10 protein-coding genes are annotated in these 11,229 nt (G+C 54.6%); all 10 read right to left on the bottom strand.

Features of this window, described 5'->3' with window-relative positions; translation table 11 throughout:
- Window positions 1-44: 44 nt before the first annotated feature.
- Window positions 45-548, bottom strand: a complete 504-nt coding sequence (gene secM, locus N1249_RS03670; RefSeq protein WP_259837980.1) for a secA translation cis-regulator SecM — start codon at window positions 546-548, stop codon at window positions 45-47.
- A 280-nt stretch (window positions 549-828) separates the two neighbouring features.
- A complete protein-coding gene (lpxC, locus tag N1249_RS03665; RefSeq protein ID WP_259834678.1) occupies window positions 829-1,746 on the bottom strand; it encodes a UDP-3-O-acyl-N-acetylglucosamine deacetylase in 918 nt (305 codons plus the stop codon).
- Window positions 1,747-1,847: 101 nt separating this feature from the next.
- Window positions 1,848-2,999: a cell division protein FtsZ gene (gene ftsZ, locus N1249_RS03660; RefSeq protein ID WP_131633946.1), complete on the bottom strand. Its 1,152-nt coding sequence runs from the start codon at window positions 2,997-2,999 to the stop codon at window positions 1,848-1,850.
- A gap of 63 nt (window positions 3,000-3,062) precedes the next feature.
- The gene (gene ftsA / locus N1249_RS03655) at window positions 3,063-4,319 is read right to left on the bottom strand and encodes a cell division protein FtsA (RefSeq protein ID WP_010426970.1); all 1,257 of its coding nucleotides are present in this window, start codon (window positions 4,317-4,319) and stop codon (window positions 3,063-3,065) included.
- Window positions 4,316-5,158: a cell division protein FtsQ gene (ftsQ, locus tag N1249_RS03650; RefSeq protein ID WP_259834673.1), complete on the bottom strand. Its 843-nt coding sequence runs from the start codon at window positions 5,156-5,158 to the stop codon at window positions 4,316-4,318. The genes ftsA and ftsQ overlap by 4 nt, the downstream gene beginning before the upstream one ends.
- Window position 5,159: 1 nt before the next feature.
- The gene (locus N1249_RS03645) at window positions 5,160-6,080 is read right to left on the bottom strand and encodes a D-alanine--D-alanine ligase (protein ID WP_259834670.1); all 921 of its coding nucleotides are present in this window, start codon (window positions 6,078-6,080) and stop codon (window positions 5,160-5,162) included.
- Window positions 6,073-7,548: a UDP-N-acetylmuramate--L-alanine ligase gene (murC, locus tag N1249_RS03640; RefSeq protein ID WP_259834668.1), complete on the bottom strand. Its 1,476-nt coding sequence runs from the start codon at window positions 7,546-7,548 to the stop codon at window positions 6,073-6,075. Before murC ends, N1249_RS03645 begins: the two co-directional genes overlap by 8 nt.
- A gap of 59 nt (window positions 7,549-7,607) precedes the next feature.
- Complete coding sequence (gene murG, locus N1249_RS03635) at window positions 7,608-8,672, bottom strand: undecaprenyldiphospho-muramoylpentapeptide beta-N-acetylglucosaminyltransferase (protein WP_259834665.1); 1,065 nt, start codon at window positions 8,670-8,672, stop codon at window positions 7,608-7,610.
- Window positions 8,669-9,913, bottom strand: coding sequence for a cell division protein FtsW (ftsW, locus tag N1249_RS03630; protein ID WP_014068899.1), 1,245 nt, complete (start codon window positions 9,911-9,913; stop codon window positions 8,669-8,671). Before ftsW ends, murG begins: the two co-directional genes overlap by 4 nt.
- A complete protein-coding gene (gene murD / locus N1249_RS03625; protein ID WP_259834662.1) occupies window positions 9,913-11,229 on the bottom strand; it encodes a UDP-N-acetylmuramoyl-L-alanine--D-glutamate ligase in 1,317 nt (438 codons plus the stop codon). The genes ftsW and murD overlap by 1 nt, the downstream gene beginning before the upstream one ends.

Raw genomic sequence — 11,229 nt, 5'->3', positions numbered from 1 at the left:
CCCCATTGCGGGCAAATAAATTAAGGTATTGAAAAAGCGTTAATTTAGCTGAGGCGTTGAGGCCCGGCACGGATGCCCTGAACCTGGCTAATCCAGGCAGAGACGATAAACGTGGCAGGAGGAACAAAACGGTTTTTTGCCTGCTCGCGGACGATGACTGGCGGCTGGCTGTCTTGCGTCAGCAGCGCATTGAGCGTGTCCAGCAGCGCGAGATGTTGGGCCTGAACCGGCAGCGCTTCTTCGGCCACAGGCATTGCCTGCGGCGCCATGGCAAACGAAAGATGACGGATAACCGTACGAATGGCGTGCTGATGCCAGTAATCAACCGAGAAATTTGGCCGGCGATTCGCTTCAAGCAGCGCGAGGTTAGTAAAATTAACCCGCGTGGAGAGGTCGTGTTTTGTGGTGGTGGTCTTTGTCGGAGTCGCCGCTTCAGCGCTGTTGCTGAGTGCAGGCAAGCCGAGACTCGCCGCGACCATCCCTAATAAGAGATGCGGCCAGAAGTAACGTCTGCCAAATTGTCGCCAGCGCGTCAGTATTCCGCTCACTTGCTCCACCACATAAGCCAGCCTGTACAGGCTGAGTTCAGTTATTCTTTTTAGCGCCCAGATATTACCACTAAAGCCAAAGCACATCAGCAGGAATGACGTATCGCCGCGGGGAAAAACGGTCAAGAATGCAGCTAACGCACAGATTTTCAACGTATGGCAAAGGATTAAGGGACTGGAGGCAAAAATGAAGAAGGGTAAAAATAAAAACGACTGGTCTCCCTGGTCGGAGAGAGTACCAGGTTAACCAGTCGATTTTTTTACGAAACGGTGTGAACCGTTACGCCAGAACCATGCTTGGTGCTTTGAACGCCAGAGGCAGCTCTGCTTCGTCTTCGAAGGTCACATATTCCCAGGCTTCCTGTTTTGCCAGGACTGCCTGCAACAGTTTGTTGTTCAGTGCATGACCGGATTTAAACGCGGTAAATGCACCAATGATGTTGTGACCACACATGAACAGGTCGCCAATTGCATCCAGCATTTTGTGACGAACGAATTCATCTTCAAAACGCAGGCCGTCTTCGTTCAGTACGCGATAATCGTCAACAACGATGGCACAATCGAAGCTGCCGCCCAGGCACAGGCCACGGGACTGCAAATATTCGATATCACGCATGAAGCCAAACGTGCGAGCACGACTGATCTGACGCATAAACGCATCAGCAGAGAAGTTCATCGCATAACGCTGAGTGCTGGCATCAATCGCCGGATGGTTAAAGTCGATGGTAAAGTCCAGCGAGAAACCATTGAACGGCTTGAATTCAGCCCATTTGTCGCCATCTTCGACACGAACGGTGTCTTTGATGCGAACAAATTTCTTCGCGCAGTTCAGTTCTTCGATGCCAGCATCCAGCAGCAAATAAACGAACGGAGCAGCACTACCATCCATGATCGGGATTTCTGGCGCATCGACTTCAACAATGATGTTGTCGATACCCAGACCCGCCAGGGCGGCATTCAGGTGCTCTACGGTAGAAATCCGCACGTCATGCTCGTTCACCAGGCAAGTACAGAGCATAGTATCACGCACAGATTTGGCATCAGCCGGAAAATCTACCGGTGGATTCAAGTCGGTGCGACGATAGATGACCCCGGTATTGGCCGGCGCAGGGCGCAACGTCAGTGTGACTTTTTTGCCGGTATGTAAACCGACGCCAGTCGCCTGAACGATACGTTTAAGTGTCCTTTGTTTGATCATCGTATAATCTCGCCAAATTAACTATCCAACCGAGAGTGTATATCACTAACGGTGGGCCAGTTTAGCACAAAGAGCGAAAATCCCCAAATTCCAGCCAATTCCTAGTCAGCTTGCTTACGCAGGAACGCTGGGATATCCAGATAATCTGGTTCTTTCGCTGTTTGCGGAGTCGTGTCATTTACCACTTTCGCGGCCGGTTTCTGCTCTTGGGTCAGCGGAGCCATACCGTGCTGCTGGTAGCGGTCCATCACTGGCTGCTGAGTCTGCTTGTTGGTCACCAGGGTAATCTCAGGACGCTTGTCCATACCGATACCGGTGGCAACAACAGTCACGCGCAGTTCGTCGTTCATTTCCGGGTCAAGGGAAGTACCGATTACCACAGTCGCGTTGTCAGAAGCGAACGCACGAATGGTGTTACCCACCGTTTCGAACTCATCCAGACGCAGGTCAAAGCCAGCGGTAATGTTGACCAGCACGCCGCGCGCACCAGACAGGTCGATATCTTCCAGCAGTGGAGAAGAGATAGCCATTTCAGCCGCTTCTTCTGCACGATCTTCACCGCTCGCCACACCAGAGCCCATCATCGCGTAGCCCATTTCGGACATCACGGTGCGAACGTCTGCAAAGTCAACGTTCATCAGACCAGGACGGGTAATCAGTTCAGCGATACCCTGAACCGCGCCTTTCAGCACGTCGTTTGCCGCGCCAAAAGCGTCCAGCAGGGAAATACCGCGACCCAGAACTTTCAACAGCTTGTCGTTCGGGATAGTGATCAGAGAGTCCACATGTTTGGACAGCTCAGTGATACCCTGCTCCGCGAATGCCATACGCTTCTTGCCTTCAAAGTTGAAAGGCTTCGTTACGACAGCAACGGTCAGGATACCTAAATCTTTTGCCACTTCGGCAACAACAGGCGCCGCGCCGGTACCAGTACCGCCGCCCATACCTGCTGCGATAAACACCATGTCTGCACCTTCCAGCGCAGCACGCAGTGCTTCACGATCTTCTTCAGCTGCATTACGGCCGACTTCCGGGTTAGCCCCCGCGCCCAGACCTTTGGTGATACCACCACCGATCTGAATAGTCTGGCCTACAGCCGTCTTACGCAGTGCCTGTGCATCAGTGTTGACCGCAAAGAATTCAACGCCTTCGATACGCTCACGCACCATATGCTCTACAGCGTTACCGCCGCCACCACCGACGCCGATGACTTTAATCACCGCGTCGTTGGTCAGTTCCATAGGTTCAAACATAATTTCTCTCTCCGTTGTGCCTGTCGCCCGAGACCGCTAATTCTCTCCGGTCTCTTAAAAAAATTAAAACTCTTTTCGCAACCAGGTGTTAAGTCGTTTGACCCACGACCCCACTGATACGCGCTTTTCCACTTCTGCTTCGCCACTGAGATGGGATTCTTTCCCATAATGAAGCAGGCCCACGGCCGTTGAATAGTACGGCTCCTGAGCGTAATCCGTTAAACCGGTGATATTCAGTGGTGCGCCAATACGTACCTGGGTATGGAACACGCGCTGAGCACAGGCCGCAAGACCTTCAATTTGCGCTGCACCGCCGGTTAATACAATCCCCGCTGCAAGATGATGTTTCACGCCCTGCTGGCGAAGTTGTTCCTGTAACTGCAAAATCTCTTCGTTGACCAGGTTGAGCAGCTCGGTATAACGCGGCTCAATCACCTCTGCCAACGTCTGGCGTTGCAGGCTACGTGGTGGACGACCACCTACGCTTGGCACTTCAACGCTCTCATCTTTGCCAACGATGGATCCCAGTGCACAGCCATGGCGCACTTTGATCGCCTCTGCATCGCTCGGTGGCGTACCAAAGGCATAAGCAATATCGCTGGTCACAACGTTCCCTGCGTAAGGGATCACTTTGGTGTGGCGCAGAGCACCGCCGGTATAAACGGCCATGTCCATAGTACCACCACCAATATCGACCACACAGACGCCCAGTTCACGTTCGTCTTCGGTCAGCACGGAATAGCTTGCCGCCAGACCGGCGAAAATAAGTTGGTCAACTTTCAGGCCACAACGTTCAACGGCTTTCACGATGTTCTTCGCCATATCGTTGTGACATGTGATCAAGTGCACTTTTGCCTGCATTCGCACGCCGGAAAGACCGACGGGATTCTTGATCCCTTCCTGATAGTCAATCGCATATTCCTGCGGGATGACGTGCAGCACGCGATGTTCATCGCGAACACGGACAGATTTCGCCGTATGCACTACGTTTTCAACGTCTTCCTGCGTCACTTCTTCTTCTGAGATTGGCACCATACCAATCTCGTTCTGGCAGCTGATGTGCTTACCAGAGAGGGCCAGATAGACAGATGAAATCTGGCAATCAGCCATCAATTCCGCCTGATCGATGGCGCGCTGTACGCACTTCACCACCGACTCAAGATCGTTTACCCCACCTTTATCCATACCACGGGACGGGCAGCTGCCCACGCCAATGATATTGACCATACCGTCGGGCAGAACTTCCCCTACTAAAGCGGCAACCTTCGCGGTGCCAATCTCCAGTCCAACTACCAGTTTTCTGTCCGTCGCCTTGATCATTGTTGTTCTGCCTGTACCTGTGCCTGATTCTGTTGCTGATTAGGTTCCTCGACCGGAGCCGGTACCCAACCGACTGCTGCGCCTGAGTCATAGCGCAAATCAACGTAGCTTATCCGTTTGCCGTCAGTCTGTGCCTGCTGCTGTAAAACCGGGTAAAGTTCTACAAAACGCGCCAGACGTTTCATCGTGTCGCCGCGGCCAAGGTTGAGCTTGATGCCATTCGTTAACGTCAACTGCCATGAACGGCGCGCCGTCATTGCTGCATCTTTTAACGTAAACCGGTCCTTAGCCAGCACCTGCCCCATATCGCGAAAACCTTGCAAGACTTCGTTTTCGCTACCTTCCGGGCCATACAACATCGGTAAATTTTGCTTGTTGACACGATCGCTCGGGACGGTGAAGGAATTTCCATCTACGTCAACCATGTGCTGATCATTCCAACGCGCAATGGGCACATATTCAACCAGATGAATCTTCAATTCATCAGGCCATTGCTTTCTTACACTCGCCTGTTTTATCCACGGCAGACGTTCAATCTGGCTCTGGATAATATTGACGTCCTGAGTCATAAAGGTCCCAGGCGGGCCCAGTGCCAGAATCGACTGGCGAATATCATCGTTACGCGTGTAGTGACGCTCACCCGTTACCGCCAGTTTCGAGAGCGGTAAACGCTGCGCATCTTCCATCCAGCCCAGCACCATCCAGCCGCTGATAAACACGGTACACAGCACACCGAGCAGGAATATAATCCCTGCAAGACGCGTTCCATTACTCCGCCGCGAAGAAGAATATTCTTCTTCGTCATCGCGGTTGCGCGTGTTCAATGCAGCCTGAGACATATCAGCCCGCCTGGTCCAGAATACGTACAACTAATTGCGAGAAGCTCATTCCCGCCTGACGCGCGGCCATCGGCACAAGGCTATGGCTGGTCATGCCAGGGGAGGTATTTGCTTCCAGCAAGTAAAATTGCCCGTCGCTGTCGAGCATCACATCAATGCGTCCCCATCCGCGGCAACCCAAAACATTCCAGGCTTTAAGCACCAGGGACTGTAAATCTGATTCACGTTCAGCTTCAAGACCACTTGGGCAGAAATATTGCGTCTCATCAGAGAGATACTTCGCTTCATAATCATAGAAGGTTCCGGCGGGTTGGATACGAATTGACGGTAAAATTTCTTCACCAAGCATCGCAACGGTAAATTCCGGCCCGCTGAGCCATTTTTCTATCAGAACTTCTTCATCATGTTGAAATGCCAGCGCTAAAGCGGAAGATAAATCCTGCGCTTTGTCGACTTTCGACATCCCCACACTCGACCCTTCACGGCTCGGCTTTACAATAACCGGTAACCCTAGTTCGGCAATGCGGGTATTAACGCTGTCTGACAGGCCCATTTCAAAATCACGACGCGTCAGCGCGACCCACGGCGCGACAGGAAGACCGGCCCCCTGCCACAGCAGTTTGCTGCGCAGTTTATCCATAGAAATCGCGGAGGCCATCACGCCGCTGCCGGTGTACGGCATCCCGATTAAATCCAGAAGCCCTTGCAGGGTGCCGTCTTCGCCACCACGGCCATGCAGCGCGATAAAGACTTTATCAAAGCCCATCGCTTTCAGTTGCGTCACATCCGTCTCTTTCGGATCGACCGGATGAGCATTGACGCCACCTTCACGCAGGCCCGCCAGGACGGCAGCGCCAGAATTCAGGGAAACCTCGCGCTCGGCGGAGGTGCCGCCAGACAGGACAGCAATCTTATCAGCCATGACGCTCGTCCTCCTGAGTTTGCGGCTTCAGTTTGATTTCGGCTAAGGTACGGGCGATTTTGCCGATATTTCCCGCACCCTGAATCAGAATCAGATCGTTACCCGTCAGAACCGGAGCCAGAATCTCCGCCGCCAGGGCAGGGTCTGACACCAGAATGGGGTCAACTTTTCCGCGACCACGAATAGTGCGACACAATGAACGGCTGTCCGCACCCGGGATAGGCGTTTCGCCCGCGGAGTAAACATCCAGCATCAGCAGCGTATCCACCTGCGACAGCACGTTAGCGAAATCGTCATACAGATCGCGGGTACGGGTGAAGCGGTGTGGCTGGAAGATCATCACCAGATTCTTGTCCGGCCAGCCTGCACGTGCGGCTTTGATGGTCGCGTCCACTTCCGTCGGATGGTGTCCGTAATCGTCCACCAGCATTGCAGAGCCCGTTTTACCGTTCACTTCTTCCAGCGGGAATTCACCCAGGAAGTCGAAACGGCGCCCGGTCCCCTGGAAGCTCTCCAGCGCACGCAGGATCGCGTTGTCATCAATGCCTTCTTCAGTGGCTACCGCAACCGCTGCTGCCGCGTTCAGGGCGTTATGACGTCCTGGCGCATTGAGCGTAACGTGCAGCAACTCTTTATCCTGACGCGCCAGAGTGAAATGCCCCTGCGCACCAATTTGCTTGTAGTCTTCCACGCGAACATCAGCATCTTCGCTAAAGCCATATGTGGTAATTTGACGGCCTACGCGCGGCAGCAGCTCGCGAATCACAGGATCGTCGACACACATCACCGCACGGCCATAGAACGGCAGGTTGTGCAGGAAGTTGATAAAGGTCTGTTTTAAATTTTCGAAGTCGCCCTGGTAGGTATCCATGTGGTCAGCTTCGATGTTGGTGACAATCGCCACCATCGGCTGCAGGTGCAGGAACGATGCATCGCTTTCGTCTGCTTCAGCAATCAGGTAACGGCTGTGGCCCAGGCGCGCATGTACACCGGCCGCTTTCACCAGACCACCGTTAACGAAGGTCGGATCAAGACCCGCTTCAGCATAAATGCTGGAAACCATCGCCGTGGTGGTGGTTTTACCGTGCGTGCCGGCAATCGCAATGCCGTGACGGAAACGCATTAACTCAGCCAGCATTTCCGCGCGGCGGATCACCGGGATACGCGCTTCATGCGCGGCAACAATTTCCGGGTTATCCGCAGAAATTGCGCTGGAAACCACAACAACGCTCGCATCGCGCACGTTTTCCGGGCGATGGTTGAAATAGATAGTCGCCCCAAGCGACGCCAGCTGCTGCGTAACAGGGTTTGGAGCCAGGTCGGAACCACTGATCTGGTAACCTTCGTTAGCTAACACTTCGGCAATACCGCCCATGCCAGCACCACCGATGCCAACGAAGTGAATGTGCCGGACGCGACGCATCTCGGGCACGATTGAACGCAGTTTCGCCAGTTGTTGTGTATTCATTCTCTAAACGCCATCGACTACTTCAAAAAAATCGTGCAGCGCAACACGCGCTGCGAGGGTTAAGCCTGAGCTGCCAGACTCACTTCATTTGCCACCCGCTCCGTCGCATCGGGGATAGCGGTCGCGCGTGCGCGTTGGGCCATCTCCAGCAATGCGTCTCTGTTCCAGCCCGCCAGGGTGGTGGCGACCGCATCGGCGGTAAATTGTGGCTGCTCGAAAATTTTCGCGGCACCGGCTTTCTCAAGCGGCAGCGCATTCCAGTACTGCTGTCGGTCTTTGTGCTGGAACGGCACAAACAGCGCTGGCAGACCGGCGGCGGCGATTTCACTCACCGTCAGCGCGCCAGAGCGGCAGACAACGACATCGGCCCAGGCATAAGCTGCGGCCATATCATCGATAAATTCGGTGACTTTATGCTGCGGCTGACCTGCGGCAACATAATCCTGCTCAACGGTCTGCTGAGCGCCTTTTCCGCTCTGATGCCAGATGGTAACGGCATCCCCCAGTTTTGCGGCAACCTGCGGCATCGTCTGGTTAAGAATGCGTGCGCCCTGAGAGCCGCCCACCACCAGCACACGTACCGGGCCTTCACGCCCAGCCAGGCGTGCATCGGGCAACGGCAGCGCCAGCACATCGACGCGTACCGGGTTACCCACCACATCAGCTTTCGGAAAAGCACCCGGAAATGCCTGCATCACTTTGGTGGCAATTTTTGCCAGCCATTTGTTGGTGAGCCCGGCAATCCCATTTTGCTCATGCAGCACAACCGGGATACCCAGCGACCACGCGGCCAGCCCGCCAGGACCCGAAACATAACCGCCCATCCCCAGCACCACATCCGGCTTAAAGCGCTTCATGATGGTGCGCGCCTGACGCCAGGCGTTAAAAATACGCACCGGAGCAAGAAGCTGAGCTTTGATACCTTTGCCACGAAGCCCGGAAATACGAATGAAGTCGATCTCGATACCGTGTTTGGGTACCAGATCGGCCTCCATACGGTCTGCGGTTCCCAGCCAGCGTACCTGCCAGCCCTGATCCATTAAATGGTGCGCAACCGCAAGCCCCGGGAACACATGTCCGCCGGTACCGCCTGCCATCACCATTAACCGCTTCGGTTGATTCATCGTGAACCTCGTGTAAACGCCTGGGCTTTTTCCAGACGCGTTTCATAATCTATGCGTAACAACAACATGATGGCCGTCGACATGATTAACAGACTTGAACCACCATAACTGATTAACGGCAACGTCAGGCCCTTGGTCGGCAGCATACCTGCTGCGGCCCCTACGTTTACCAGTGCCTGGAAGCTAAACCAAATACCAATTGAGCAGGCTAAGAACCCTGAGAAGCGGTGATCGATTTCCAGCGCTTTTCGGCCAATCGACATGGCACGGAAAGCGACGAAGAATACCATTAAAAGCGCGAGTACCACACCGATATAACCCAGTTCTTCCGCAATAATGGAGAAGATAAAGTCAGTATGCGCTTCGGGTAAATACTCCAGCTTTTGAACGGAATTCCCCAGGCCTTGCCCCCAGACTTCACCGCGGCCAAACGCCATCAGCGACTGGGTCAGCTGATAACCGCTGCCGAACGGGTCTTCCCACGGGTTCCAGAATGAGGTTACGCGGCGGATACGATACGGCTCGGCGAGGATCAGCAGGACAACCGCAGAAATCCCCATGCCAATGATGGCGATGAACTGCCACAGCTTCGCGCCAGCCAGGAACAGCATTGCCAGCGTGGTGACAAACAGTACCACCACGGTACCAAGGTCAGGCTGTGCCAGCAGTAAAACTGCCAGAACCAGGATAACGCCCATCGGTTTTAAGAAGCCGCGCAGGTTATTACGCACTTCATCCACTTTACGGACCAGGTAGTTAGCCAGGTAGCAGAACAGTGAAAGCTTGGTAAATTCCGCAGGCTGAATACGCAGCGGGCCAAACGCAATCCAGCGCGATGCCCCGTTTACGGAGCTACCCACCACCAGTACGATCAACAGCATGATGATCGAGGCGATCAGCATCGCCGTGCTGTGGCGTTGCCAGAACTCCATCGGCAGGCGTAAGGTCACCAGCGACAGGCAGAACGCCAGAATGATGTACAGACCATCACGCTTGGCAAACAGGAAAGGATCGTTCGCCAGTCGCTGCCCCACAGGCATTGATGCCGACGTCACCATAATAAAACCGACCGCCGCCAGCCCCATGGTTAACCAGAAGAGCGTGCGATCGTACATGATCAGGCTGTCGTTATCCTTCTGACGAGAGCCCATCACCCAGCCTTTAAGTGCCGCAAACAGCCACGCCAGGATCCCAAATCCTGGCAGGCGCGGCATTTTCAGACGAGGGAGAGATAAACGCATCAGCCTAACTCCTTCGCCAGGCGGGTAAAAACGTCACCACGCTGTTCGAAATTCTTAAACTGATCGAGGCTGGCGCAGGCCGGAGAAAGCAGCACCATGTCTCCCGGTTTCACGCGTGGAGCAATGAGGCGCATTGCCTGTTCCATTGTCCCGGTCTGTTCAGCAATGTCCGGACGCAGTCCAGCCAGTTCGCTACCGTCCCGGCCGAAGCAGTAAAGGCGGATGTTGTCCCCCGAAAGATAACGCTTCAGTGATGAGAAATCGGCCGATTTACCGTCTCCGCCAAGCAGCAGATGCAGCGTGCCATCAACGTGCAAACCGTTCAGCGCGGCTTCTGTGCTCCCCACGTTGGTGGCTTTGGAGTCGTTAATCCAGCGCACGCCATTGTGCTCCAGCGCCAGCTGGAAGCGGTGCGCCAGGCCCGTGAAGGTGGTCAGTGCTTTCAGGCTGGAAGAGCGCGGCAAACCAACGGCGTCCGCCAGTGCCAGTGCCGCCAGCGCATTGGTGTAGTTATGCTGGCCGGAAAGTTTCATCTCTTTCACGTTCAACACTTTCTCACCTTTCACGCGCAGCCAGGTTTCACCCAGTTGGCGATTCAGATGATAATCACCCATGGTGATACCAAAGCTGATGCAGCGCTCATCTGCACCGCGCACTGGCATCGTCAGTGCATCATCAGCATTGACGACGCACACTTTGGCATTTTCATAGATGCGTAACTTAGCGGCACGGTACTGTTGCAGACCAAACGGATAACGGTCCATATGATCTTCGGTCACGTTCAGAATGGTCGCGGCAGCAGCCTGAAGGCTGGAGGTAGTTTCCAGCTGGAAGCTGGAAAGCTCCAGAACATACAGTTCGCAGCCTTGATCCAGAAGCATCAGCGCAGGCAGGCCGATATTCCCGCCGACACCCACGTTCATGCCCGCTGCTTTCGCCATCTCACCCACCAGCGTGGTCACGGTGCTTTTGCCGTTAGAGCCAGTGATGGCAATAACAGGCGCCTGCGCCTCGCGGCAAAATAGTTCGATATCACCAACAATCTCAACACCCGCGTCAGCAGCTGCGCTCAGTGAAGGGTGCGCCAGCGCCATACCCGGGCTTGCAACAATCAGATCGGCTGCCAGCAGCCAGTCATCATTCAGACCACCAAGGTGGCGTTCAACCTGTTCCGGCAGTTTGTCCAGACCTGGCGGAGAGACACGCGTATCCATCACGCGCGGCGTCACGCCACGTGCGAGGAAAAAGTCCACGCAGGAGAGGCCGGTAAGGCCTAACCCGATGATAACGACTTTTTTGCCCTGGTAATCTGCCAT

This window comes from Enterobacter sp. CP102, assembly GCF_025152625.1.
Taxonomy (GTDB): domain Bacteria; phylum Pseudomonadota; class Gammaproteobacteria; order Enterobacterales; family Enterobacteriaceae; genus Enterobacter; species Enterobacter soli.
The sequence above is the reverse complement of the archived record's forward strand: the minus strand, read 5'-3'. Positions and strand labels throughout refer to the sequence as shown.

Bases quoted from the DNA above. Each gene is read 5' to 3' on its own strand.
- ftsA (WP_010426970.1), bottom strand. From the start codon at position 4,319: ATGATCAAGGCGACGGACAGAAAACTGGTAGTTGGACTGGAGATTGGC.
- murG (WP_259834665.1), bottom strand. From the start codon at position 8,672: ATGAATCAACCGAAGCGGTTAATGGTGATGGCAGGCGGTACCGGCGGA.
- murC (WP_259834668.1), bottom strand. From the start codon at position 7,548: ATGAATACACAACAACTGGCGAAACTGCGTTCAATCGTGCCCGAGATG.
- ftsZ (WP_131633946.1), bottom strand. From the start codon at position 2,999: ATGTTTGAACCTATGGAACTGACCAACGACGCGGTGATTAAAGTCATC.
- N1249_RS03645 (WP_259834670.1), bottom strand. From the start codon at position 6,080: ATGGCTGATAAGATTGCTGTCCTGTCTGGCGGCACCTCCGCCGAGCGC.
- ftsQ (WP_259834673.1), bottom strand. From the start codon at position 5,158: ATGTCTCAGGCTGCATTGAACACGCGCAACCGCGATGACGAAGAAGAA.
- murD (WP_259834662.1), bottom strand. From the start codon at position 11,229: ATGGCAGATTACCAGGGCAAAAAAGTCGTTATCATCGGGTTAGGCCTT.
- lpxC (WP_259834678.1), bottom strand. From the start codon at position 1,746: ATGATCAAACAAAGGACACTTAAACGTATCGTTCAGGCGACTGGCGTC.
- ftsW (WP_014068899.1), bottom strand. From the start codon at position 9,913: ATGCGTTTATCTCTCCCTCGTCTGAAAATGCCGCGCCTGCCAGGATTT.